Annotated in this window: 20 protein-coding genes; 14 read left to right on the forward strand and 6 right to left on the reverse strand. The window is 63.8% G+C overall.

What is annotated here, in order from left to right:
- Positions 1-273: 273 nt before the first annotated feature.
- On the forward strand, positions 274-1,170 hold the full coding sequence (locus BL8807_RS07860) for an ATP-binding cassette domain-containing protein (RefSeq protein ID WP_072723828.1): 897 nt from the start codon (positions 274-276) through the stop codon (positions 1,168-1,170).
- Positions 1,171-1,331: 161 nt separating this feature from the next.
- Positions 1,332-2,024 carry a P-loop NTPase family protein gene (locus BL8807_RS07865; RefSeq protein ID WP_143147937.1) on the forward strand — a complete coding sequence of 231 codons (693 nt, stop codon included), beginning with the start codon at positions 1,332-1,334 and terminating at the stop codon, positions 2,022-2,024.
- Between the two features lie 313 nt (positions 2,025-2,337).
- Here BL8807_RS07865 and glnA read toward each other — a convergent pair whose 3' ends face one another.
- The 4 genes from glnA to BL8807_RS07885 all read right to left on the reverse strand — a co-directional run bounded on the left by glnA (position 2,338) and on the right by BL8807_RS07885 (position 7,072).
- The gene (gene glnA / locus BL8807_RS07870) at positions 2,338-3,774 is read right to left on the reverse strand and encodes a type I glutamate--ammonia ligase (RefSeq protein WP_072723831.1); all 1,437 of its coding nucleotides are present in this window, start codon (positions 3,772-3,774) and stop codon (positions 2,338-2,340) included.
- 280 nt (positions 3,775-4,054) lie between these two features.
- Positions 4,055-4,840 carry a DUF4191 domain-containing protein gene (locus tag BL8807_RS07875; RefSeq protein WP_072723833.1) on the reverse strand — a complete coding sequence of 262 codons (786 nt, stop codon included), beginning with the start codon at positions 4,838-4,840 and terminating at the stop codon, positions 4,055-4,057.
- A 71-nt stretch (positions 4,841-4,911) separates the two neighbouring features.
- Positions 4,912-6,354 carry a dihydrolipoyl dehydrogenase gene (gene lpdA / locus BL8807_RS07880; protein ID WP_072723835.1) on the reverse strand — a complete coding sequence of 481 codons (1,443 nt, stop codon included), beginning with the start codon at positions 6,352-6,354 and terminating at the stop codon, positions 4,912-4,914.
- Positions 6,355-6,460: 106 nt separating this feature from the next.
- Entirely contained in the window at positions 6,461-7,072 is a 612-nt protein-coding gene (locus BL8807_RS07885) for a DUF3043 domain-containing protein (RefSeq protein WP_072723837.1), read from the reverse strand.
- 168 nt (positions 7,073-7,240) lie between these two features.
- On the opposite strand from BL8807_RS07885, the gene BL8807_RS07890 reads away from it, so the two are divergent.
- The 3 genes from BL8807_RS07890 (at position 7,241) to BL8807_RS07900 (ending at position 12,052) form a co-directional block, all read left to right on the forward strand.
- Positions 7,241-8,608, forward strand: a complete 1,368-nt coding sequence (locus BL8807_RS07890) for a dipeptidase (protein ID WP_072723839.1) — start codon at positions 7,241-7,243, stop codon at positions 8,606-8,608.
- A 176-nt stretch (positions 8,609-8,784) separates the two neighbouring features.
- On the forward strand, positions 8,785-9,399 hold the full coding sequence (locus BL8807_RS07895) for an ECF transporter S component (RefSeq protein ID WP_072723841.1): 615 nt from the start codon (positions 8,785-8,787) through the stop codon (positions 9,397-9,399).
- Positions 9,400-9,493: 94 nt separating this feature from the next.
- The gene (locus BL8807_RS07900; RefSeq protein WP_226847306.1) at positions 9,494-12,052 is read left to right on the forward strand and encodes an ATP-binding cassette domain-containing protein; all 2,559 of its coding nucleotides are present in this window, start codon (positions 9,494-9,496) and stop codon (positions 12,050-12,052) included.
- 8 nt (positions 12,053-12,060) lie between these two features.
- Here BL8807_RS07900 and BL8807_RS07905 read toward each other — a convergent pair whose 3' ends face one another.
- Entirely contained in the window at positions 12,061-13,203 is a 1,143-nt protein-coding gene (locus BL8807_RS07905; protein ID WP_072723844.1) for a sensor histidine kinase, read from the reverse strand.
- A 6-nt stretch (positions 13,204-13,209) separates the two neighbouring features.
- Positions 13,210-13,947 (reverse strand): response regulator transcription factor, encoded by a 738-nt coding sequence (locus tag BL8807_RS07910; RefSeq protein ID WP_083570101.1) that lies wholly within the window; start codon positions 13,945-13,947, stop codon positions 13,210-13,212.
- Positions 13,948-14,111: 164 nt separating this feature from the next.
- On the opposite strand from BL8807_RS07910, the gene BL8807_RS07915 reads away from it, so the two are divergent.
- The 9 genes from BL8807_RS07915 to pheT all read left to right on the forward strand — a co-directional run bounded on the left by BL8807_RS07915 (position 14,112) and on the right by pheT (position 24,518).
- Entirely contained in the window at positions 14,112-14,855 is a 744-nt protein-coding gene (locus BL8807_RS07915; RefSeq protein WP_072723847.1) for a hypothetical protein, read from the forward strand.
- Positions 14,849-15,886, forward strand: coding sequence for a peptidoglycan-binding domain-containing protein (locus tag BL8807_RS07920; RefSeq protein WP_072723849.1), 1,038 nt, complete (start codon positions 14,849-14,851; stop codon positions 15,884-15,886). Before BL8807_RS07915 ends, BL8807_RS07920 begins: the two co-directional genes overlap by 7 nt.
- Positions 15,887-15,889: 3 nt before the next feature.
- Positions 15,890-16,597, forward strand: coding sequence for an ABC transporter ATP-binding protein (locus BL8807_RS07925; RefSeq protein ID WP_072723851.1), 708 nt, complete (start codon positions 15,890-15,892; stop codon positions 16,595-16,597).
- Complete coding sequence (locus BL8807_RS07930) at positions 16,594-17,673, forward strand: hypothetical protein (protein WP_072723853.1); 1,080 nt, start codon at positions 16,594-16,596, stop codon at positions 17,671-17,673. Before BL8807_RS07925 ends, BL8807_RS07930 begins: the two co-directional genes overlap by 4 nt.
- A gap of 244 nt (positions 17,674-17,917) precedes the next feature.
- Positions 17,918-18,556, forward strand: coding sequence for a response regulator (locus tag BL8807_RS07935; RefSeq protein WP_072723855.1), 639 nt, complete (start codon positions 17,918-17,920; stop codon positions 18,554-18,556).
- 3 nt (positions 18,557-18,559) lie between these two features.
- Entirely contained in the window at positions 18,560-19,807 is a 1,248-nt protein-coding gene (locus tag BL8807_RS07940) for a sensor histidine kinase (RefSeq protein WP_072723858.1), read from the forward strand.
- 18 nt (positions 19,808-19,825) lie between these two features.
- Positions 19,826-20,698, forward strand: coding sequence for a TrmH family RNA methyltransferase (locus BL8807_RS07945; RefSeq protein WP_072723860.1), 873 nt, complete (start codon positions 19,826-19,828; stop codon positions 20,696-20,698).
- 141 nt (positions 20,699-20,839) lie between these two features.
- Entirely contained in the window at positions 20,840-21,895 is a 1,056-nt protein-coding gene (gene pheS, locus BL8807_RS07950) for a phenylalanine--tRNA ligase subunit alpha (protein WP_370737534.1), read from the forward strand.
- A gap of 7 nt (positions 21,896-21,902) precedes the next feature.
- The gene (pheT, locus tag BL8807_RS07955) at positions 21,903-24,518 is read left to right on the forward strand and encodes a phenylalanine--tRNA ligase subunit beta (RefSeq protein WP_072723864.1); all 2,616 of its coding nucleotides are present in this window, start codon (positions 21,903-21,905) and stop codon (positions 24,516-24,518) included.
- The last annotated feature ends 14 nt before the right edge of the window (positions 24,519-24,532 follow it).

Here is a 24,532-nt window from a genome sequence, read left to right on the forward strand (position 1 = left end):
TCAACGATCCATCCTGCGGGATGTTCGTTTGAATCTGATTTGAGGGTCGCACTGGCGATTGTCGGCGGTGGTGTTGTGGGATACCCGTCGAAGCGCTACTCTGGGAGCGGCGATGATGAAATCGAGAAAGGGTCCGCGGAACGATGTGGCTGTGACGGTGACGGATTGCGCTGAAGAGGAGCGTGCGCGTTGATGCGCACTGCCGCGCGTCGCCCGCCGCTGCCGTCATAATCGTGGAATCGTCACAGTGCGCCTGGGCATCAAGGAGATGCTATGGCACTTTCGTTATCACATATCTCTTTTACATATGAAGGCGCTCCCGAACCGTTGTTCGATGACGTCAGCGCGACTTTCCCACGCGGATGGAGTGCGATATTGGGCGACAACGGCATCGGCAAATCGACTCTGGCGAATATCGCCGTAGGACGATTGACCCCGGACCAAGGCAAGGTCAGTCCGTCGCCGCGCGGATTGGTCGTCGGATATTGCCCGCAGCGCACCGTCGAGACGCCCGAAAGACTGGAGGATTTCGCAGCCGATTGGTCGCCCGAGGCGATGACGGTGCGCGAAACGCTCGGCATCGACGATGAGTGGTGCTACCGGTACGACACCCTGTCAGGAGGCGAAGCCAAACGTGTGCAGGTGGCCTGCGCGCTCGCCGCACGCCCCGACGTGCTGGTGCTGGACGAACCGACCAACCATGTGGACGGGCCGACCCGGAACTCCATCGCACGCGTCATGCGTACGTTCCGTGGCATCGGCATCGTCATCTCCCACGACGTCGCGCTGATCGACGCGACCTGCGATCGGTGCGTCTGCTTCGAGCGACGGCATATTCGCGGACGCAACGTCACACAGGTCGGCGCCTACGCCGGAGGATATTCGAGGATGATTCAGGCGCGACGGGAGCGGGAACGGAGCGAGGCGGACGCTCTGTCCGCGGCCCACCGTGAAACCGCCCGTCTGGTCGATATCCAGACGACGCGTCATACCAAGGTCCAGCAGGTGGAGTCGGCCAAACGTCAGGGCGGCGGGTCGATCCCAAAGACCATGACGCGCGCGCCGCCCGCAAACTGGCGCGTTCCACCAGCCTGGACTCCGGCGTGGGGCGCGCCTATTCCCAACTCGATGGGCGCGTCGCCGCGGCCCGCGCCCAAGCGGAGAATCTGACGACCGCGGCGAAACGGTACGACGGAAACATCTGGCTAGATATCGAACCGAGCCACCGCTCCGAACTGGTGCGTCTGGAATCCGGGGTGATCCGTTACGGCGGTGAGCCAGATGATGCCGTGCGGAATGTGGGACCGTCTTGCGGTGGAGTTGGCCAGCTTGTGATTGCGAACGCGAGGTTGCTTGTCGATCCAGATGGCGTTTGGCGGGTTGCGGCGATGGACGCGTCTCAGATGACGATGGCGGGTCCCCAGCAACTGGCCTCAGTTGAATCGCATGAACCAGACCTGAAAGACTTTTGCGGAACCGGTGAACTCCCAGTCGGGCACGTCGTCCCGGCGGGACACCCGCAAGACTCCCACGGAACCGGTGAACCAGTCGGCGGCGTGGCGATTCCGACGTTGAGTGTGGGCCCGCGCGACCATATCGTCATCACCGGTCCCAACGGATTGGGCAAATCGACGCTGATGCGCGCGTTGGTGCGGGCCGTGTCCGATGACGTGCCGTGCCTTTATATCGCGCAGAAGGTGACGCAAGCCGAGTGCGACGTGGCGGTGGCGGAGTTGGCACGGCTGACCGCAACGGATAGGACGCGTGTGCTTGCCGCCTTCGCGCAACTCAACGCCGACCCCGACGTGCTGGTTTCGGGGCGGCCCCTGTCGCCGGGGGAGTCGCGCAAACTGCTGTTGTGTCTTGGTTTGGTCCGCGACCCGCAGCTGATCATCATGGATGAGCCGACCAATCATTTGGATTTGGGATCAAAAGAGGCGCTTGGCCGGGTGCTGAGTGGCTTTCGGGGCGCGGTGATTGTGGTGAGTCATGAGGCGGGGTCGCACGGAGTGTGGGGTGGGTGAGTGCCGTGCGACTTTTCGTCACATGAACCGCACATGCCGTGTGCGGTCGCGTCGGCGGGAAACGTTGGTATTCCAAGGAAAGTCCCGTTGGGATGTTCGTTTGGGGCCGATTTGAGGGTCGCATGGGCGTGGGTGCCGACGAGTTTCGTGCGTTCAGACCATGTCACCCGGGCGTAGGGTATCGACGAGTTTCGTAGATACAAAAGGTCCCCTTCCCTTTCGGGAAGGGGACCGGATGGCTCACAAATGGCTCACAAAGCTATGATGAAGAACATCAAAAGCCCGTTATTCCGCCGTTTTGAGACCTCATCTATCAGATGTGGAAGTACAGCTCGTACTCCAGCGGGGTGGGCGACAGGCGGGACTGGTCGATCTCGTCGCGCTTGAGGCCGATCCAGGTCTCGATCAGGTCGTCGGTGAAGACGTCGCCCGCGGTGAGGAAGTCGTGGTCCTCCTCCAGCGCGTCCATGGCCTCGGCCAGGGAGCTCGGCACCTGCTTGATGCCCGCGTGCTCTTCCGGCGGCAGCTCGTAGAGATCCTTGTCGACCGGCTCCGGCGGCTCGATGTGGTTGAGGATTCCGTCCAGGCCGGCCATGAGCTGGGCGGAGAAGGCCAGGAACGGGTTGCAGGAGGGATCCGGCGCGCGGAACTCGATGCGCTTGGCGGCGGGGGAGGTGCCGGCCAGCGGGATGCGGATGGCCGCGGAACGGTTGCGGGCCGAGTACACCAGGTTGACGGGCGCTTCGAAGCCCGGCACCAGACGGTGGTAGGAGTTCAGCGACGGGTTGGTGAAGGCCAGCACCGAGGAGGAGTGCTTGATCAGACCGCCGATGTACCAGCGGGCCAGATCGGACAGGCCTGCGTAGCCCTTCTCATCGTAGAACAGCGGCTTGCCGTCCTTCCACAGGGACTGGTGGCAGTGCATGCCGGTGCCGTTGTCGCCGGCCATGGGCTTGGGCATGAAGGTGGCGGCCTTGCCCGCCAGAGCGGCGGTCTCGTGGATGACGTACTTGTACTTCATCAGGTCGTCGCCCGCGTGCTGCAGGGAGTTGAAGCGGTAGTTGATCTCCTGCTGGCCGGCGCCGGCGACCTCGTGGTGGGCGCGCTCCAGAGTCAGACCGACCTTCTGCAGGTTGGCGACCATATCGTCGCGCAGATCCTGGTTGTGGTCGATCGGCGGGACGGGGAAGTAGCCGCGCTTGACGCGGTTCTTGAAGCCGATGTTCGGGGTGCCGTCCTCTTCGGTGTCCACGCCGGAGTTCCACGGGGCCTCGATGGAGTCGACCTCATAGAAGGAGCGGTTCATGTCGTTGGAGAAGCGCACCTTGTCGAAGATGAAGAACTCGGCCTCGGGGGCGAAGGAAGCGGTGTCGGCGATGCCGGTGGACTTCAGGTAGGCTTCGGCTTTGCCGGCGACCTGACGCGGATCGCGGGAGTAGGGCTCGTCGGTCAGCGGGTCCACGATGGAGAAGGAGACGTTCAGCGTCTTATGCTTGCGGAACGGGTCGATGAAGGCGGTCGCGATATCCGGGATGAGCTTCATGTCGGACTCGTTGATGGCCTGGAAGCCCTGCACGGAGGAGCCGTCGAACGGCATGCCCTCGTCGAAGGCGTCCTTGAGGAATTCGCTGGCCGGCACGTTGAAGTGCTGCTGCACGCCGATGAGGTCGGTGAAGCGGATGGAGACGTACTCCACGCCTTCCTGGTTGATCAGGGCCTCGGCATCGGCCTTGGTTTTGAGTTCGGTCACGGGACCGCTCCTTTCATGAGAAACGTTACGAGTGTTAAGCATAGGAATATGCGTTTCGCTCACTCGCGAGTTGGGTTACGAAAGTGTTACGTCGGGATGCTGGATTGCGTGGAACCCGCGGAATCATGCGGTTTTGCGATGGTCGAGCCATTAATCTGCGTTTTTTCAGGTTATGGACACGCCCTGGTGCGATGCGTGTACTGTCCGCGGAATATGACGGAGCCCCACGGCGCGCATGGCGTCGTGGGGCTCCGCGAAGAGAGTTCCGATTCGCTCCGAATCAGCGGCCGCGCATGGCGCGACGGCTCACACGCTGCGGATGCGTGGGGTCGATGCCCTTGGGGATGCCGTATCCGCCCTTGGTCTGCAGGGTGCGCAGACGGTCGTTGAGCGTGTCCAGCTCGGTTTTGGTCAGCAGGAAACGGCGGCGCGGGTGGATTTTGGCCAGCACGGGATTCTTATGGTTGGTCGGCTCGTAGGCCTTCTTCTTGGTGACGGCCTTGCGCACGTCCTTCAGCGGCACCTGATGCTCGCCGGTGCCCACCGCGATGCGGTAGACGGGAATGGACGAGCCGGCGGTCACACCCTTGATGCTGTGCTCCTGACGGTCCATCGCCTTGGACACGCGTCCGTAGTCGCCCTCGCCGATTAGATAGATGCCGTTGATGGAGGTGCCGCGCCAGATCGCGTCCTTGGTTTTGGCGTCGATCCACACCGGCTGCTCGGGGAAGGTGAAGCCGGCCTTCTTCATATTGCTCAGCACGCTGACGGCCGCGCCCGGACGTCCCTCCAGCTGGCGGTATCCGACGCGGTCGGCGCGGCGGGTGAGCATCATGGTGGCGAACAGCAGCCCCAGCATGATCGCGGTGATCATCAGGAAGATCCAGCTCATCACCGACCAGTGGAAGACGATGCCGGCGATCACCATCACGACGATCGGGGCCACGAACACGGCTGCCAACAGCCAAGGCAGCTGCTTGTCCTCCGCGTAGGTGTACTTGAAAATCTGGATGATCTGCTTGATCGTGCCGGGCTTCTTCTCGGCCTTAGCGTCGTTCTGAGCCATCTCTTTCCTTCACTGCGATACGGATGATGAACACACTGGGCAACAAGTCTATCAGTATCACTGCCCTCCCGTCAGCGCGTGTGCAGGGGGCGGCCGTCCGCCTTGAGCAGGGCCTCGCCGAGCGTCTCGCTGAATGTGGGATGGGGGTGGATGAGCCGCGCGGCCTCGGCCAGAGGCGTGCGCGCGCCGACCAGCTGCTGCGCTTCGGCGATCAGGTCGGACGCGCCGGGGGCCACGATGTGCACGCCGAGCACCACGGGCACGCCCGGACGGTCCGCCCTCTCGCCGCTGACCACGCTCATCGAGCCGCCCGCGCCGCTCATCATCATGCGCGCGTTGCCCAGCATGGGGTACGCGGTCTGCCTCACCTCACGCAGGTCGTCGCGTTCCTTGGCCTGCTCTTCGGTCAGTCCGACCGTGGCCGCTTCGGGGGAGGAGAACACGATGCCGGGCACGGTCGTCTCGTCCACGGGGCGGGGGTTGAGTCCCGCGATGGCTTCGGCCGCCACGATGCCCTGTTCGAAGGCGCGATGGGCGAGGGCATGACCGGGGGTGATGTCGCCCACCGCCCACACTCCCGGTACCGAGGTGCGGCCCAGCTCGTCGACCGCCACCAGTCCGTGCGCGTCGCGGGCGATGCCCAGCGCGTCGAACCAGGGCGCGTCGGTGTTCGGGTCGCGGCCGATGGCGGCCAGCACCACATCGGCCTCCACGTCGGCTTCTCCGCCGCCGGCCGTTGCATAACGTACTGTCGCGCCGGTTTCGGCGCCGGTGTCGACGCGGGTGACGGAGGCGTTGGCGATGACGGTGACGCCCTGGCGTTTGAGTTCGCGGGTGAGGGTTATGCCGGTGCGTTTGTCCCAAGCGGACAGCACGCGGCCTTTGCGGATGATCAGCGTGACCTCGCAGCCCGCGGCGTTCCACATGGAGGCGAATTCGAGGGCGATGGCACCCGCGCCGACGATCACCGCGCGCGAGGGGAACTCGTCGAGTTCCAGCGCCTGCGTGGAATCGATCAGCGCTCCTCGGAACGGCTCTCCCGGCAAGGCGCGGGGTCTGCCGCCGGTGGCGAGCACGATATGGTCGGCGGTGACGGTCGAGACGCGTCGAGTCCCGTCGTCGGCGGGATCGTCCGTGGTGATGCGGATGGTGTGCGCGTCCGTGAGTTCCGCCTCGCCGCGCAGCACCTCGATTTTGCGTTGGGCGAGCAGTCCCGCCAAACCTTTGGTCATGTTCGCGACGGCGCCGACGCGGTACTCCCGCAGACGGCCGTAGTCGATTCCCGACACGCTCGCCCGCACGCCGAACACGTTGGCGTGACGCGCGGCGTCCATGGCGTGCATGGCGGTGATCAGCGCCTTCGACGGGATGCAGCCGCGGTTCAGACAGGTGCCGCCCACGGTGCCTTCACGCTCGATCAGGGCGACGGACATCCCCAATTCGGCCGCGCGCAGGGCGGTCGCGTAGCCGCCCGGTCCCGCGCCTACGATCGCCACGTCATACTGCTGGGTCATTTTGTCTCCTTGGGATCGGATGCGGGTCGCGCCCCGCGTCTGCCGTCCATCGTAAAGCAAAAAGCCGCCCAAGTCGGGCGGCTCTCCTAGAGAATAACGCGGGGAATCAGTCCTGGGGGTATTCGCCACGCTTGTTGCGCGGCTTGGGCAGCCTCCAGCGGCGCAGCTGGATGGCGCGGCTCCACGCGTAGGTGCCGGAGCGCGATCCCTTGGCCACGGCCGCCTCGCCGAACTTGGCGACCAGCTTCTTCTTGAGCTTGCGCCACATCAGCCAGGTGTCGATGATCACGGCGAACAGATAGCCGTACATAAGAACCATCATGGCCATCGAGATGGCGACGTTCTGCACGAACACGGACAGGATCATGGACAGGATCAGAATGCCGAAGGCGACCGGGATGAAGAACTCGCCGATGTTCCAGCGGGCGTCCACATAGTCGCGGATGTAGATGCGCCACGGCAGGCGTTCGGCCTTGGGCATGCGGCTCAGATCACCCTTCTGCATCGCCTCGTATTCGGCGTTCTCCCTTTCGCGCATGCGGGCCTTGGCGGCCTTCGCGCTGGCCTTGCGATCCACCGGCACCAGCGGGCGCAGGTTGGCCGCCTGCGCCTCCTTGCGCTTGGGGGTGGCGTGCCCTTTGCCCTTGGAGGAATCGGATTTGGCGGACTCTTCGACAGGCTGCTGGGCCTGCTCCTTCTTGAACGGGTTCCATGTCATGATTGCAGGTTACGGTGACGTATAGACGCATGAATACCAGGTGTCAGGCGTTGCAATCCCATCGATACGGGCCGATGTGGGCGTATCGAAAACGTCCGTCGCGGGCGGGGAGCAAACCCGTGCGTGCGTTCGCGCGACCCTGGAAACACGAGGAAAGGACCATCATCCATGGCAGATCTCACCGCTCAGGACATCCGCACGCGGGTGGAATCCGATTGGGAGCGCATCGTCGGCGTGCTGCGCGACAAAATCGCGCTCCAGTCGATTTCCGCTCAGGGCATCACCGGCGAGCATATGAGGCGATCGGCCGAATTCGTGGCCGAGCTGATGCGCGAGGTGGGGGTGGACGCGAAGGTCGCCCAGGCCCATAATCCCGACGGCACTCCCGGCGCATGGGAGGTGATCGGCTCGAGGATCGTCGATCCGGACGCGCCCACCGTGCTGCTGTACGCGCATCATGACGTGCAGCCGGTGCCCGACCCGGCCGAATGGGACACCGACCCGTTCGTGGCCACCGAAATCGACACGCGCCTGTACGGCCGCGGCGCGGCCGACGACGGCGGCGGCATCGCCATCCACTCCGGCGCGCTCAAGGCGCTCGGCGACGATCTCAAGGTGAACATCAAGGTGTTCATCGAAGGTGAGGAGGAGATGGGCTCGCCGAGCTTCATCCCCTTCATCGAGGAGCATCGCGAGGAATTCGAATCCGACGTGATCATTGTGGCCGACTCGGGCAACTGGTCCGCCGAGATCCCCAGCCTGACCACCTCGCTGCGCGGCAACACCTGCGTGGACGTGACCGTCAAGGCCTTGGAGCATCCCGTGCATTCCGGCCAGTTCGGCGGTCCGATCCTCGACGCGAACACGCTGGCGGCCATGCTCATCGCCTCCATGTACGACGCGAACGGCGACCTGGCGGTGCCGGGCGTGGCCGCGGAGGAGCCGATCGGCGGACTGCAGCGCGACCTCGACGAGGCGAGCGTGCGCGCCGACGCGGGCGTCGTCGACGGCTACCGTATGGCCGGCACCGGCTCGCTCGCCGCACGCATGTGGACCAAGCCGAGCGTGACCGTGATCGGTTTCGACGCGCATCCGGTCGAAGGCTCGTTCAACGTGATCGCCCCCGAAACAACCTTCCGTCTCTCCCTGCGCACCGCGCCGAACCAGCGCCCCGAAGAGGCGCAGGACGCGCTGGCCGCGTTCCTCGTCTCGAACGCCCCCTTCGGCGCGCAGGTGCGCGTGGACAAGCTGGAGAACGGCATGGGCTGGGCCATGGATCCGAACGCCGAGGCCACCAAGGACGCGATGGAGGCGATGGAGGAGGCCTTCGGCGTGGCGCCCGTGAACAAGGGCGAGGGCGGGTCGATTCCGTTCATCCCCGAACTGCAGCGCATCTTCCCCGAAGCCCAGGTGCTCGTCACCGGACCGGAGGATCCGAAGGCCAACGCGCACAGCCCCAACGAGTCCCTCTCCCTGCCGGGGTTGAAGAGCAATGTGGTCACCGAAGCGCTGCTGCTTGACAAATTGGCCAGGTGATGTTTTACACTGTGTGAGTTGACACGGGGGCTGCTGTCCAAAAGCGGCTGAGATGAGGGGTTTCCCTCGACCGAATGAACGTGAGTCCAGATAATGCTGGTGCACGGACGTCGCTCTTTTCCCGTGCCTGAGAACACGCGCCGAACGTCGGCGCGTGACGAGAGAAAGGCACATCAATGTCTCAAACCATCGCCAAAGCCAACTACCGCTGGCGCGTCGTCGATATCGCGGTCGCATCCGTGATCGGCGTCGCCTCCGCCCTGATCTATTGGGGCGTGGCCACCATCACCTACGGTCCTTGGGAAGTCATGGACGCGCTTGTCCCTGGACTGCCTGGCCTGATTAACGGCCTGTGGCTGTTCGCTGGTCCTCTGGCAGCCATCATCGTGCGCAAGCCCGGTGCCGCGGTTTATGCCGAAGTCGTGGCCGGTGTGCTTGAGGCGCTGATGGGCAATATGTGGGGAGGAGTCGAAACCTTCCTCATCGCGCTCGTGCAGGGGCTGTTCGCCGAGGTCGCGTTCCTTATCTTCGCCTACAAGAAGTGGAATCTCGCCGTGACCGTGCTCTCCGGCGCATTGTCCGCCGTCGGATGCTGGGGCTATTCCTTCTTCAAGAACCTGCAGGGCATTTCCGCCACCGGCTCCTACGGCGTGGTCTATCTGATCGCCACTGTGGTCTCCGGCATCGTGTTCGCCGGCGTTCTCATGTGGTTCCTCTACCTCGCGATCGCGAAAACCGGTGCGCTCGACAAGTTCGCCTCCGGCCGTGATGTGCGCGGCGTTTCCGCCTAAAGCGGGTACAGGCGCGTCACCTCATCGGGTATATCGGGTGCGCCACGCCGTGTGTGGGCGCACCCGCTTCATCCTTCGTTACATGGAGCGGCACATGATTGACAACGCGAGCCTGCGATTCGACAACTGGGGCTATCGTCACGCCTCACGACGGAACTTCGCCGTGCGCGGTCTGAATCTCAGTATCGAAGCCGGACAGCGGGTGTTGCTGTTGGGAGCCTCCGGCATCGGCAAATCCACCATCCTTGAGGGAGCGGCCGGACTGCTTGGCAGCGATATGGCCGATGCGCCCGTCGAACGGCCCGGACAATTCGAGCAAGAGGAACGATTCGACCGGAGCGATGAGCGGGACGGCGTGTCGGACGATGAATCCGTCCAGATGGCGGGCGGCCCCCAGACAGTGGTCGACGAGGAGGGCGGCATCACCGAGGGAGCCGTGCTGGTCGACGGGGTGCCCGTGCGTCAGGCGCGCGGGCGCGTGGGCCTGGTATTGCAGGATCCGGATGCCCAAGCCGTGTTCCAGCGTCTGGGTGACAATGTGGCGTTCGGTCCGGAGAATATGAACGTGCCCCTCGAGAAGATCTGGCCCTGCGTGGATGAAAGCCTCGCTGCCGTGGGGATGAAGGGCGTGCAGCTGCATCGTTCGGTGATGCATCTGAGCGGCGGGCAGATGCAGCGTCTCGCTTTGGCCGGCGCGTTGGCGATGCGTCCAGGCGTGTTGTTGCTCGACGAGCCGACCGCCAATCTCGATCCGGACGGCGTCGAACAGGTCGTCGACGCGGTGCGCGAAGTGCTGGCCGACCAGCATGCCACCATGGTGCTGGTCGAGCATCGCGCCGGCTCTTGGATCGACCTCATCGACCGCGTGGTCGTGCTCGGTCTGGCCGATGGCGACGCGGCCGGCACGCGCGTCACCCAAAACGGCGAGGACGAGGAGATCGGCCATGCCGTCTCGAGCCGCACGGTCGTCGTGGCCGACGGCACGCCCGACGAGGTGTTCCGCAACCCCGATCTGGACTTCGCAGCGCTCGGCATCTGGCTGCCGGAACGCTACCGCCGCCCGAGCGACGAGATTCGCCGCATCCACACCGATGACGAGCCCGAATACCCGGCCAGCACCGGCAACGGCGAGACATTGCTTTCGACCAGTGATCTGGCGATCGGTCGCAACGGCGAAGCCATCGCCGAGCATATCGATCTCGACTTCAATGCAGGACAGATCACCGCATTGGTCGGCGCGAACGGCGCCGGGAAATCCACATTGTCGTTGACGCTCGCCGGTCTGCTCGAACCCGTCGACGGACGGGTCGAAGCCTCGCCCGCGCTGGCGGAGGGCGCACGCGGCGACTCGCCCATCGCATGGCGATCCACCGAACTGGCTTCACGCATCTCCTACGTCTTCCAGAACCCCGAGCACCAGTTCGCCTGCGGCAGCGTGCTCGAAGAGGTGATGCTGGGACCGTTGCGCGCCGGCATGCCGCAGAGCGAAGCCGAATCCCGCGCTCGCGAGCTGCTCGAACGCTTCAATCTCATCCGTTACGAACGGGCGAATCCGTACACGCTGTCCGGAGGGGAGAAACGTCGCCTCACAGTGGCTGCGTCCTTGGCATCCGCACCACGAGTGCTCATCCTCGACGAACCGACCTTCGGCCAGGACCGCCGCACATGGATGCAGATCGTGCGGCTGATTCACTCGCTGCGTGGTGACGGCGTAAGCATCATCGTCGTCACACATGACCGCGAACTCGTCACCGCGTTGGGAGCCCGTCTGGTGGAGCTCATACCTGATGGTGCCTCGGGAGAGTGGCAGGAGCAAAAGGGTTCTGATCCGACGCATGCGCGTGTCGAAGTCTCCTCGGTGAACGAACGAGAAGAACCCGTGAAAGTCTCCAGTCGATCGCCTTTCCTAGCCTCGTTGAACCCCGCATACCGTCTAATCGGCGCGTTTCTGGTATCCCTGCCTATGCTGCTAAGCCTCGACTGGATATCGGCGAGTGTCGCCCTCGTCTTGGAATTCGCGGTATTGATGACGATCGGATTCACCCCATGGCGCATCGTGCGATCCACATGGCCCGTCTTCATCGGCGCGCCCGGCTCGGCGCTCGCCGTCTGGCTGTACGGCAAGCAGGGCGGCGACACCTGGTTCCAATGGGGCATGATCCATGTCACCGACCGTTCCAGCGAACTCGCCATCGCCACCGGCCTGCGTATCCTCGCCATCGGCATCCCCGCCATCATCACGATTCTGGGGGTGGACTCCACCGATCTGGCCGACGCGTTCAGTCAGGTGCTGCACCTGCCCGACCGCTTCGTGTACGGCGGACTGGCCGGCATGCGTCTGTTCTCCGTATTGCAGGACGATTGGGCGGCGCTCACCGCCTCGCGTCGTTCCCGAGGGCTCGGCGACGACAGCAAGGTCAAGGCCTTCTTCCCGCAGGCCTTCGCGCTGCTGGTGCTTTCGATCAGACGATCCACCACGCTCGCCACCGCCATGGAGGCGCGCGGATTCGGCGGCGACGGACCGCGCAGCCACGCGCGCGTGAGCGAGGTGCACACACGTGACCGCATGTTCCTCGTCGGATGCCTCGCCCTGCCGATCGTGGCGCTGACCGTCGCGGCGCTGACCGGCAGCTTCTCCTTCCTCGGCAACTGACGTGCGGGCTAGCTGATTTCCTCGCCATCGGCGGGCAGGAATGCGAAGACGACCCACATGTCGCCTTCGCATTCAGCGCTTAGCGTCCCGCCGTATGCGGAGAAGTCCTGCTGCAGCCCGTGCAAGCCGTATCGTCCGACGGGAAGATCCGTAGCGGATTCGTGTGCGGCGAGAGGATTGATCTGGGTGACCTCCACGCCTTGTCGGGTGAGAAGTACGGAAAGCTCGTAATGGCAGCCATGAGGCGCATGCCGGACGATATTGGTGTGGATCTCATGCAGCAGCGTGAGAATAAGGTGTTGTTTGTCGGCGCTGAGTTTTACGGGTGTGTCCGTCTGAGTGGTGACGCTGCCGGAAAAACCGAGGGCGCGAAGATTCCCGCCGTCCTCTTCCAACATGCGTGTGATGCCCTTCACAAGGTCCTCATAGGAAGGATCCTTCTCGGACGTGGTGTCGCCATCGACCTGCCGGAGGTATTCGATGGCTCGGTGGGTGTTCGACAAGGCTTCCGTCGCCGCGTCATTGATCATTGCCCAAGGTTGTTGATCGCCGTCCAATCCAAGCCGTATCTGTCGTTGGGCGATCCGCGCGATTGACGACATCTGGTTGGTGACGGCGCTATGGATTTCGTTGGCCGCCCGAATGGCTTTCTCGCTGTCCCGCAGCCGTATGCTCGCCACCTGTGCCGCATGCTGGTTTGCCACGAACTGCTCACGCCACCGCAATGCGCTGCCCAGTAGGGCGGCGAACACGAAAGTCACCAGGAAGGCGACCAACGCGCGGCCTCCTGATGCGCCGCCGGCGGCCGTCTCCAGAAGTTGGGCGATGGATGCCGCGCATAGCGCCGCGAATGTGGTCGCATTGTTCGTCTGATAGGCGAGGAATCCGATCACGGTGACCAGCGCGTATATGGGAGTTGCCGCAGTATCGGTATACAGCATCGTCATGCTGGCGTCGCAGACGAGAGCGATCACAAACACCACACGGGGACGAATCGGCGCAAGTGCGATCAGCACGCATTGCGCGGCGGACAGCACTATGGCCGGCCATTGCGCCGATGGACGTGCGCACCATTCGGCGATGCATACGAGCTCGACTCCCAGAACAATCGCCCACTGAACGGGATGATGAATGCGTTTCACGATATTCATGGGAGCCTATCTGTTGTTGAGCCATATGGCTACCGCTTGGCGGGAGGTTCGGGCGCCGAGCTTCTTCATGATGTTGTGCATATGCCTGCGGACGGTCGCCTCGGCTATGCCGAGACGGTCGGCGATTTGTCGGTCGACAAGTCCGCATGTCGCCACAAGATCGAGAATCTCTTCCTCCCGTATGCTCAAAATCGCCGGTGCGGGCTCATGCTTCAGTCGTATCTGAGCCATCACAGGGGACTCGAATCCCTCCATAACCTCTCCGCATTGCATCAGATGGATGCCGCGGACGATCTCATCCTCGTCGTTTTTGCTTATCAGTCCCTGCGCTCCGGCATGAACGGCCTTGTCATGGTACATGGTTGTGGAAAAACTGGTGATCGCAAGCAAACGGGTTTTAGTGTTTCCCAATCGTATATGACGGCATAATGATGGGCCTTGAATGCCTTCGAGCGACATGTCCACCAGTAGCACGTCGGGGATGTCTCGAGGTGCTGAGCAATGTTCCAACGCCTGTCGCGCGGTGGTGGCGGTCCAGATCGGCGATGCGAATCGAATCCGCTCATGGATGATCCGGATGAGCGAGCGTAATGCCATTTCGTCGTTATCGACTATGGCGATACGACAGAACGTCATGCCCGTCGGACGCGTGTGCGCAGTCGACGTTCGGTCTTCCATCCCCATATGCAACTTCAACCCATTCCCGTCTTCCTCAACGAATTCACCCGCCATGATATCGAACATGATTGCAAGGTGAAACCCTCACCGAAGAGCGTATGCACAAATGTTGTAGTGGAGGGAAGCACATGGGTATACACAAAACAACCATGCGATTGTTGCCCGACAGACCACAGACCACATACCCTGAACTAGGAAGACTCCATCGGAGCTGATGAGAAGGGGCGATTATGAAGGGAATGATTCGGTTTGGCGCGGCCGCCGTCGCCGTTATGACGCTGGCGGGCATGTCCGGCTGTTCGCGGGCGGCGGATGGTGGGCAAACAACGGCGGATGAGGCGACGGGGAAGTCCAGCGGCCAGACCTCTGGCGGAGGCGCGTCGCAGAACAGCGGTCGGGACATCGGTTCGGGCGTGGCGGGCGAGAAACTGGCGAACTCACTGGACGAATACATCGATATGTTTATCTCGAACCAATTCGAGCCCGCGTCCGATTATGAGAAATCCGTGATGGAACGCGCCAAGGCCGATGGCGGCGTGACGGCGGCCGACTACGAGGACGCGTGGTCGACCTATAAGTCGTGCATGCTCGACAAGGGATATAAGGAGATCGTTCTGATCAAATATCCCAACGGCATCTACGAGGAGGCGGTGCATTATTCGGGCACCGACTCCCAAGAGGAGAAATATGATGCCGATCAGGCGTCGTGCTTCGGCAACGTGAACATCGTGGCGGAGATCTACGCCGTGCAGCAGGGCAACGGTTCGTTGCTGTCCAACCGGGACGAGGCGATCGTGGACTGCCTGCGCCGTAACGATCTGGTGCCGAAGGACTACACCGCGGAACAGTACGCGCGTGAGCGCGCGGATGGCGAACTCAGCTACGATGCGCAGGATATGGGTGTGCGGGGTTGCCAGGCCGCCAACAATTCGTTTGTGGGGTTCGCCGATGATCCCGTGGAGAAACTGTGGTGAGACGCAAGGTATCGATTGTATGGCTGCCATTGTCGGTGATGACGGCGATGGCGCTTACGGCGGGAGCCTGCGCGCTTTGGCTGCCCGACCGCGCGCCTGCGTTGCTCGATAGCGCGAAGGAGATCACCAGCGTCCCCGTGAACACGCAGCAGTACTCCGGTCAACAACAGGTGACGGTGGTACCGACCATGTCCGCGTCATACGGACTTATCGGCAACGCGTCCGGAACGGTGACCGCCAACTGGTCGGGGGCGGGACTGAATTCCGGCGCGGCGGCATACAAGGTCAACGACCGTGTGGTTATCGCCCTGAATACGGCCAGTCCGCTCTACCGGGATCTGACGGTGGGGGATCAAGGCGACGACGTCCGCGCGCTGAACGACGAGCTGGGACGGTTAGGATACACTTCCGCTTCGGGAACCGACCTGTACGATTGGCGCACCCGAGCGGGATGGCAGCAGCTGATGTCCGACTCGGGCAATACCAGCGACGGCTCTCTTCATCTGGCTGATGTCCTATGGATTCCGCAATCCAGTGTACGAACCGAGTCATGGAGCGCGGGAGTCGGTGTCGTCGTCAATGCATCAGATATCGTGGGTGAGGTGCCCGGCGGCATCACGTCGTTGACGATCAAGAACGGGCAGGCCCTGGACAGATCCCGCGTGCTCACCGTGTTCGACCAGACGACCGTGTTGCCCGCTGGCGAGACCACGGTCAGTGACGCGGCGTTCTGCCAGCAGGTCGCCCTTACCGAAGGGTTTCGTACGATGACGGCGGACATGCTGTCCGCGGGATTCGACGCCACGTTGGCATTCGAGGAACCGGTGACCGTGCTGCGGGTTCCAGCCGGCGCGGTATATGGCATCACCGGTTCCACTGGCTGTGTCGTGGCGGATGGCGAGGAAACGCCGGTGCTCATCGTCGGGGCCGAACTCGGCGTCAGTCTGGTGCGGCCTTCGGACGACACCGACACGTCAGCGATCAGTGAGGTCGCTTTGGGATCCCGGTTGTCGCAGCTGACATGTGGGTGAGCGATGCATATCGCCACACATGATCTCGCGCATCGCTTCGCTGACACCGATATACTATTCGAGCACTTGAATATCGTCGTGCACCCTGGGCAGACCGTGGCGGTGTGCGGTCCGAGCGGATGCGGCAAATCCACGCTACTGTCCATACTTGCGGGATGGGAACAACCATACGCCGGCACTGTGGAGCGCGATGGCGTCGAGCGGATTGGCTGGGTGTTCCAGAATCCGTATGGCGTAGCCGAACGCTCAGCGCTGGACCATGTCGTGTTTCCATTGCTTACCAAGGGAATGTCCCGGCGCGATGCCGAAGGACAGGCCTTGGACATGATGGAGGTGTTCGATCTTCGCTACGCTGCCGACCGTCGATTTTCCGAATTATCCGGTGGTGAGGCACAACGTCTGATGCTGGCGCGCGCCGTATGTTCCAAGCCTGATGTGTTGCTTGTGGACGAGCCGACCGCGCAATTGGACACGCGCACCGCTCGTTCGGTCAGTCATGTGCTCGGGAGACTTGCCGGACAGGGGATGATGGTGATGATTGCCACGCATGATCCCGACACGCGCGACGCATGTCAACGTGTGGTCGATTTGTCTGAGTATGCGCCGTTGGCGACGGGATCAGATCGAGACGACGCCGAACGCCCTCACGATGAGATGTCAAGACCTGACGGCGGGGCGGCTGGCACGGCGGAAGTGGGAGCGGCGCGATGAGGTTGGAATCCATCCTCTCCGAGGCGATGCGCAATGTGTCATGCGGTACGGCTCGCGCCGTTTCGATGGCTTTGGCGGTACTGCTAGTCGGAGGATTGTTCGGCGGATACGAGGCGATGTCGGTCATTGCATTGCAGGACGACGCAGCCGCTCGAATTCGAGCCAACGCTGATGTGGCCACGCTGGTCGGGGCGAAGGTCGATGGTGTGACATGCGACCGTCTGTCTTCGGTTCCGGATGGTCCATCGGTGTCCGGCGCGATGCGAAGCGGCCCGCAGATCGTCTTCGCTGCCACACCCGGCAGAGACGTGGCATCCTATGAGGTGACACCGGGACTGTTGCATCTGCTGGCCTCGGATGACACGATGTCGGCCGATGCTGGCGGCGTATGGATATCCCGCGACATGGCAGGGGATTTTGGATTGTCCGTCGGAAGCGTGGTGCAGACCGATCAAGGGACAATTCGTGTGGGAGGCGTGTACGACTGGGACAATGACGGGCGGGATACCCGATTCGCCTACGCGCTTGTGGTGCCCGTCTCCTCGTGGGAAGGGACATTTGAGGAATGCTGGGCCAAGCAGTGGCCGACGTCCGACGATCTTGACGCGCTGCTGTATTCCACGGCCGTCGTCTCCGGCGGCGAAAGCGCCAAAGGCGGCGTCACCCGGCTGAACAAAGGATTCGACTCCCACTATGATGCCGGTGGCTCGTACCATTCGCGCATGACCAGATGGATGCCGTTCGTGGCGGGATCGGTGGGACTGCTGATCGGATGGATGGCAGTGCGTCGGCGACGGCTCGAATACGCGGGGGCGTTGCACTCCGGGCAGTCCAAGGAGGCCCTTGTGCTTACCATTGCGGTGGAGACGAGCGTTTGGGCGGGTCTTGGCACGCTCGCCTCGACATCGTTGCTAACCGCCTTATGCGCGAGACTCGCCTCCGACGACTTCGCTCGAATCGCCGCCATCGCCATCCGGACCCCGATCGCTCTGTGCGCGGCGGTGGTCGTCTCGGCAGTGGCGTCCGGCGCTTGGGTGCGGGAATCGCAGCTGTTCCGTTTTTTCAAGCGGCGATGAGCCGTAATGATGCCGACGGTGAGGCGAGTCTTCCCTATGCTCAGTCTGCTTGTTTCGCTCCGCCGAATAATGCTTGCGTCCGATTCATACGCTGTGCGGCTTGCGGCTCGCGTGTGTGAAATCTACCCCTTTCGGGGAATACCGGGAAAAGGATGACGGAGGTGGGAGCATTGCTTTTTGTTAGGATTGCTTTCAGAAAAACCCCAGAGTGGAGTGTCCTCACCTGAAGTGCTACGGAGGCAATATGGACCACGAAGTGACCATCGGCATAGTGGACAACGACCGGTTCGTACTGCCTAGCCTGAAGACCAGCATCACCGAGCTGCTGCCCGACGCGAAAGTCATCTGGACCACGGCGGACGGCGGCGAAGCCGTGCAATATTGCCTGCGCGCCGCCACCCGACCCAAGGTGCTGCTGGTCGATATGAGCATGGAAAGGGTGTCCGGCATCTCCGTGTGCCGCCGCATCCGCGCACGCATCAGCAAAGTGGGCATTCTGGCGATGACCGCCTACTCGCTGGACAAATACACGGAGAAGGCCTCGCTGGCCGGCGCGCAGGGCATCGTCGGCAAAGCCGACGAACAGCAGATCGTCACCGCGCTGCGCACCGTCGCCTCGGGTGGCACGTGGGGGGATGGATTCGAATCTCCCCTGACCGCGCATGTGCGTCTGAAGAACCAGTCGGGCATGAGCGCGGTGCTCACCGACCGCGAATTCGAGATCATGGATTCCTTCGCGGCGGGCATGTCGATCAAGGCGATCTCCGAAACGTTGAACATCACTCCGGAGACGGTGAAGAAGCACGGCCAGCGCGCGATGCACAAGCTGGGCGCGACCTCGCGTTGGCAGGCCGTGGCGATGTGGCTGAACGCCGAGGCGTGAACCATGGAGCGGGAGCGTTTCACACGCGGAGGGGACGGACATCTCGCCGGGTCGGTGCCGCTGGCGCTCAGCCCCGTGAAACATCCGATCCGAATCGGGCAGACCTTCGTTCTGCTGATCTGCGGATTCTGGGAATGGTACTTCACGCCGCCGCAGACCCTGTCCGGAGTGGTCACCGCCACGGTGTTCATGATATTGCTGCCGCTCGCGGGCGTGTTCCCCGTGCCGGCCAATCTGGCGCTGCTGCTCAACTTCTGCGTGACCTGCCTGTTCTTCCATGTCGAAGGGCCGTCCCAACTGCTGGGAGTCGCCTACTCCCTGGGCACCCTCACCTATGACATCAGCACGAAGGCGGGCGTGGTGCTGGCCATACCCGTGGTGTGCTCGTTGGCGATCCAGAGTTCCAGATACCCCGATTTCCGCTGGTTCTCCGGCTACGCGCAGGTGCCGATCCTGATTCTGCTGATAACGCTGCTGCTGTTCTTCAGCCACACCAGCCGCCGCCATTCGCTGCTGTACGAGGCGCAGCGCAAGATCGAGGAGGCGGACGCGCTCAAACGCCGTGTCACCGTGGCCCGCATCGTGCACGATTCGGTGACCGGCGACCTGTCGAATATCGCACGCATCGCCCAGCAGCGGATCCGCCGCGTCGAATCCGAGGAGGACCGCGAGGCCTGGCGGCAGATCAACGACCGCTCCCTGCGCGTGCTCGACAGCGTGTACGCGGTGATCCGCCAGTTGAGCGACGAGGATGAGACGGAACTGAGCAGCGAACGCGGGCGCACCGACGGCCGCCGGTTCGTGGACGTGCTGCGCGAGAGGACGGACGAGTGGACCGCCGTGCTCGCGCAATCCGGGTTCATCGGCGTCTCGCGCGTCATCGACCATGTGCATGGTCCCCAATTCGACAATCCAAGCGATATCCGCGAGCGCAGGGCCTGCGTGCTCGATATGCTCGACGAGGCGTACGCGAACATCGTCCGCCATGGGACTCCGGGCCAGGAGGCCTTCACCGTGGTGGTCACCGTGGATAAGAACCAGATCGAGATCGTCGCCACGAATCCGCTGGCCGACGACGAGCGGCTCGACGAGGTCGGCGATCCCGTGGACTCGCCGCCGATGACGGGCGGACACGGGTTGAAGATGCACCGTGCCGAGGTGGAGCGGCTCGGCGGCGTGCTGTCCGCCGACGCCGAGGACGAGCATTGGATCCTGTATGTGCGTGTCCCTCGATTGGTCGGCGTGCGGTAGTGCGGTAGTGTGGATGGCATGCCCATCAACGCACAGCTTGTCGATAACCCCAAATCCGAACGGGTGCGGCATCTCGCCGACCTGACGAACCGCAAAACCCGCCATCGCGCCGGCCGATTCCTGATCGAGGGACCGCAGTCGGTGCGCGAGGCCGTCGTCTGGCGTCCGGATGTGGTGCGCGACCTGTACGTCGAGGTCGAGGCCGAGGGCGGCGAGCGCCGCGCCGCGACGGATACCTTGCGGCGCATCGTGGATCAGGCGCTGGATTCCGACATCTATGTGCATTGGGCCAGCGGCGAGGTGATTCGTCGCATCAGCGGCGACGCCCAAGGAATCCTCGCCGTGGGCGATGTCGAAGCCATGCGCGCCGGAGCGAATATGCCGCCCGCCGCGCAGGCCGGGGAGTCCGGCACGCGTCTGGCCGCGTTCTGGCAGGTACGCGATCCCGGCAACGCCGGTACGGTGATCCGCGCCGCCGATGCCGCCGGTTGCGACGCGGTGGTGTTCGTGGACGACTGCGTGGACGTGTTCAATCCCAAAGTGGTGCGTTCCACCGCCGGATCCCTGTTCCACGTGCCGGTGCTGACCATGGGAACCGACGAATTCCTCGCTTGGGCGGGCGGACACGGCATCAAGGTCGTCGCCGCGGATGTGTACGGCACCGAGGAGCGCGGGTCTCGCCCGCTGCCCGACGTGCTGGCGGAACGCTCCTTGATTTCGGGCCCTTTGGCGGTGCTGTTCGGCAACGAGGCCCGCGGACTGCCCGCCGACGTGCTGGAACGCGCGGACGACATCGTGTCGATTCCGCTGTACGGCAAGGCCGAATCGCTCAACCTCGCCACCAGCGCCGCCGTCATGCTGATGAGTCTGGCGATGGCCTCCCACGGCTAGCCTCCGGGCTTGCTGGCGGCCGCCGGACCGATAGGCGTTGTCGAGTCATATTGAAAGAATGTGAAGTCGGTAAAACGCTGGAAAACATAAGGTTTATAGGTTTTTACAACATACTCGGAAAGGGTTCTCGTGTCGCAGAACATGGTGTTCGACGCCCAGGCGGTGACCGCAGCGGTCGCCGAAGGCATCGAGAAGATCCAACAGGCCTCCACACTGGAGGAATTGAAGACTATCAGAACGCAGTATTCCGGAGCCGACTCCGCGATGACCCAAGCCAGCAAGGCCATCGGCTCGCTGCCCGCCGACCAGAAGAAGGACGCGGGCAAGCTGCTGGGCAAGCTGCGCGCCGACTTCGGACGCGCCTACGGCCCCAAGGAGGCCGAGCTCAAAGCCCAGGCCGAGGCCGCGGCGTTGGCCGCCGAGACGGTGGACATGACCCTGCCGGTCAGGCGCAAGCCGTTGGGCGCCCGTCATCCGCTGCCCAAGCTGATGGAGGACGTCGAGGACTTCTTCGTCTCCATGGGCTGGCAGATCTCCACAGGCCCCGAGGTGGAGACCGAATGGTACGACTTCGACGCGTTGAACTTCGGCCCCGACCATCCCGCCCGCCAGATGCAGGACACCTTCTACGTCAAAGGCAACCAGGCCAAGGACGCGGCCGGCTTCGTCGGATCGAACATGGTGCTGCGCACGCAGACCTCGTCCGACCAGGTGCGCGCGCTGCTCACCCGCGGCGTGCCGCTGTACATCGCCTGCCCGGGCCGCGTGTTCCGCACCGACGAGCTCGACGCCACCCACACCCCGGTGTTCCACCAGTGCGAGGCGCTCGCCGTCGACAAGAACCTGACCATGGCGGATTTGAAGGGCGTGCTCGACAAGCTCGCGGTCGCCATGTTCGGCCCCGAGGCCAAGACGCGTCTGCGTCCCAGCTACTTCCCGTTCACCGAGCCGAGCGCCGAACTCGATCTGTGGTTCCCCGACAAGAAGGGCGGGGCGGGCTGGCTCGAATGGGGCGGCTGCGGCATGGTGAACCCGAACGTGCTCAAGTCCGCCGGACTCGACCCGAACGTGTACACCGGCTTCGCCTTCGGCGTCGGTATGGAGCGCACGCTGCTGCTGCGCCACGACATCAACGACATGCACGACCTCGTCGAGGGCGACGTGCGATTCAGCGAACAGTTTGTGATGGGGGAGTGATTGACCCATGCCTATGATCGATATCGATTGGCTTAACGACCATGTCGAGACGCCCGAGGGACTGACCTACGAGCAACTCGCCCAGGATCTGGTGCAGGTCGGTCTGGAGGAGGAGGAGATCCACTCCTCGCAGCTCACCGGACCGATCGTTGTCGGCTACGTGGTGGACGCCACCCCGGAGCCGCAGAAGAACGGCAAAACCATCAACTGGTGCCATGTGGACGTCGGCGACGAATACAACGACGTCGACGAGAACGGCAACAAGGTGCCGCGCGGCATCGTGTGCGGCGCGCCCAACATGGCCGCCGGTGAGAAGGTCGTCGTGACCCTGCCGGGCGCCGTGCTGCCCGGCGACTTCAGGATCGAGCCGCGCAAGACCTACGGCCACATCTCCGACGGCATGTGCGCCTCCGAGCGCGAGCTGGGTCTGGGCAACGACCACAACGGCATCATCCTGCTGCGCGACTATGGCTTCACCGAAGAGGAATACGAGGCCCTGAAGCCCGGCGACGACGCGATGGGACTGCTGCACCTCGACCAGCCGGTGCTGGAGATCAACATCACCCCCGACCGCGGCTACGCCTTCTCCTACCGCGGCGTGGCCCGCGAATACCACCATTCCACCGGCGCGGCGTACGTCGATCCGGCCGTGGAACTGGGGGAGAAGGCGCCGGAGCCGGCCGATTACGCGCCCGGCACCGTCACCGACATCGACATCATCATCGACGACGACAATCCGATCCACGGCGTGCCCGGCTGCGACCGCTACCACGCGCGCGCCGTGCGCGGTTTCGACCCGTCGTCGCGCACGCCCAACTGGATGCGCCGCCGCCTCACCCGCGCCGGACAGCGTTCGATCTCGCTGGCCGTGGATGTGACCAACTATGTGATGATGGATCTGGGCCAGCCGATGCACGCCTACGACCTCGACAAAATCGAAGGTCCGATCGTGGTGCGCCGCGCGAAGGAAGGCGAGAAGCTCACCACGCTCGACGGCAAGGAGCATGAGCTGAGCGTCGAGGATCTGCTTATCACCGATTCCCCGAACGGCGAGCGGGGCTCGCGCGTTCTGGGTCTGGCCGGCGTGATGGGCGGCCTGTACGGCGAGGTGACCGCCGAAACCAAGAACATCCTGCTGGAGGCCGCGCATTTCGACCAGGTGACCATCGCCCGTTCCGCGCGCCGCCACAAGATCCCCTCCGAGGCGTCGCGCCGCTTCGAACGCGGCGTGGACACCGCGCTGCAGCCGGCCGCCGCCCAGATGGCCGCCGAACTGCTCACCAAGTACGGTTCCGGCGAGGCCAGCGACCATCCGAACGATGTGAACACCATCGCGCACCGCAAGGCGATCGCCTTCAAAGCCAGCGAGGTGGCCCGTGTGGCCGGCTTGGACGTGGATCTCAACCGCATCAGCGACATCCTCACCGATATCGGCTGCGTGGTGGCCGGCGGCGGCAACGGCGAATTCTCCGTCACCGCGCCGACCTGGCGCCCTGATCTGAACGAGCCGTGCGATCTGGTCGAGGAGGTGGCCCGTCTGGTCGGCTACGACCAGATTCCGGTCACCGTGCCGCCCGCGCCGACCGAAGGCATGGTGGGATTGACCGCCGACCAGCGTCGTCGCCGCGAGGTGTCGCAGGAGCTCGCCGAATACGGCATGGTGGAGACGCTGAGCTACCCGTTCGTCGGAGACGAGGACTTCAAGGCCTTCGCCCACGGCGACCGTCTGGACGACGTCAAGCGCGTCAGCGTCGAAATCGCCAACCCGCTGTACGGCGACCGTCCGTACCTGCGCCGCGACATCCTGCCCACTCTCGCCACCACCGTGCAGCGCAACCTGCGCCGCGGCATCGAGAACGTGGCCCTGTACGAGCTGGGTCATGTGTATCTGTGGGATCCCGAAGCCCCCGCCATCCCGGCGCTGCCCGGCGGCGTGAAGCCGACCGACGAGCAGCTCGCCGCGCTCGACGCCGGTCTGCCGGCGCAGCCCGACCATGTGGCGGGCATTCTGACCGGCCTGGCCGAAGACACCGGTTGGATGGGCGGCAAGCGCGCCGTCGACTGGTCCGACGCGGTGGAGGCGGTGCGCCGCATCGCCGACCGTATCGGCGCCGACATCACCCTGGACCAGCCTTCCGCCGACGAGATGCCCGCCCAGTGGCATCCGGGCCGCGCCGCCCGCGTGCTCGTGGGCGAGGAATTCGTCGGTTTCGTGGGCGAACTGCATCCGCAGGTCAACGAAGCGCTGGGCTTCCCCGCGCATTCCGCCGCCTTCGAGCTGAATCTCACCGCACTGTTCGCCACATTGGACGGCAAGCCGGTGCAGGCCAAGCCAATCTCCACCTTCCCGCCGGTCAAGCAGGACCTCGCCTTCACCGTGGCCGACACGGTGACCGCGGCCCAGCTGGAACAGGCGATCCGCGAAGCCGCGGGCGGAGACCTCGAATCCGTCGAACTCTTCGACGTGTTCACCGGCGACCAGCTGGGCGAGGGAATGAAATCCCTGGCCTTCGCGGTCACCTTCCGTTCGCAGGACAAGACGTTGGCCGCCGAGGACAGCGAGGCGATCCGCGAGGCGATCGTGGCCAAGGCCGCCGAGCTGGGCGCACAGCTGCGCGCCTGACCAAACCCAATCAA

Source organism: Bifidobacterium lemurum, assembly GCF_014898175.1.
Taxonomy (GTDB): domain Bacteria; phylum Actinomycetota; class Actinomycetes; order Actinomycetales; family Bifidobacteriaceae; genus Bifidobacterium; species Bifidobacterium lemurum.

Excerpts from the sequence above, each read along its gene's own strand:
- BL8807_RS07915 (WP_072723847.1), top strand. The coding sequence starts at position 14,112 with ATGAAGGGAATGATTCGGTTTGGCGCGGCCGCCGTCGCCGTTATGACG.
- BL8807_RS07905 (WP_072723844.1), bottom strand. The coding sequence starts at position 13,203 with ATGAATATCGTGAAACGCATTCATCATCCCGTTCAGTGGGCGATTGTT.
- BL8807_RS07900 (WP_226847306.1), top strand. The coding sequence starts at position 9,494 with ATGATTGACAACGCGAGCCTGCGATTCGACAACTGGGGCTATCGTCAC.
- pheS (WP_370737534.1), top strand. The coding sequence starts at position 20,840 with ATGGTGTTCGACGCCCAGGCGGTGACCGCAGCGGTCGCCGAAGGCATC.
- BL8807_RS07940 (WP_072723858.1), top strand. The coding sequence starts at position 18,560 with ATGGAGCGGGAGCGTTTCACACGCGGAGGGGACGGACATCTCGCCGGG.
- pheT (WP_072723864.1), top strand. The coding sequence starts at position 21,903 with ATGCCTATGATCGATATCGATTGGCTTAACGACCATGTCGAGACGCCC.
- BL8807_RS07895 (WP_072723841.1), top strand. The coding sequence starts at position 8,785 with ATGTCTCAAACCATCGCCAAAGCCAACTACCGCTGGCGCGTCGTCGAT.
- BL8807_RS07910 (WP_083570101.1), bottom strand. The coding sequence starts at position 13,947 with ATGTTCGATATCATGGCGGGTGAATTCGTTGAGGAAGACGGGAATGGG.
- BL8807_RS07890 (WP_072723839.1), top strand. The coding sequence starts at position 7,241 with ATGGCAGATCTCACCGCTCAGGACATCCGCACGCGGGTGGAATCCGAT.
- BL8807_RS07885 (WP_072723837.1), bottom strand. The coding sequence starts at position 7,072 with ATGACATGGAACCCGTTCAAGAAGGAGCAGGCCCAGCAGCCTGTCGAA.
- BL8807_RS07930 (WP_072723853.1), top strand. The coding sequence starts at position 16,594 with ATGAGGTTGGAATCCATCCTCTCCGAGGCGATGCGCAATGTGTCATGC.
- BL8807_RS07925 (WP_072723851.1), top strand. The coding sequence starts at position 15,890 with ATGCATATCGCCACACATGATCTCGCGCATCGCTTCGCTGACACCGAT.
- BL8807_RS07935 (WP_072723855.1), top strand. The coding sequence starts at position 17,918 with ATGGACCACGAAGTGACCATCGGCATAGTGGACAACGACCGGTTCGTA.
- BL8807_RS07860 (WP_072723828.1), top strand. The coding sequence starts at position 274 with ATGGCACTTTCGTTATCACATATCTCTTTTACATATGAAGGCGCTCCC.
- BL8807_RS07875 (WP_072723833.1), bottom strand. The coding sequence starts at position 4,840 with ATGGCTCAGAACGACGCTAAGGCCGAGAAGAAGCCCGGCACGATCAAG.
- lpdA (WP_072723835.1), bottom strand. The coding sequence starts at position 6,354 with ATGACCCAGCAGTATGACGTGGCGATCGTAGGCGCGGGACCGGGCGGC.
- BL8807_RS07945 (WP_072723860.1), top strand. The coding sequence starts at position 19,826 with ATGCCCATCAACGCACAGCTTGTCGATAACCCCAAATCCGAACGGGTG.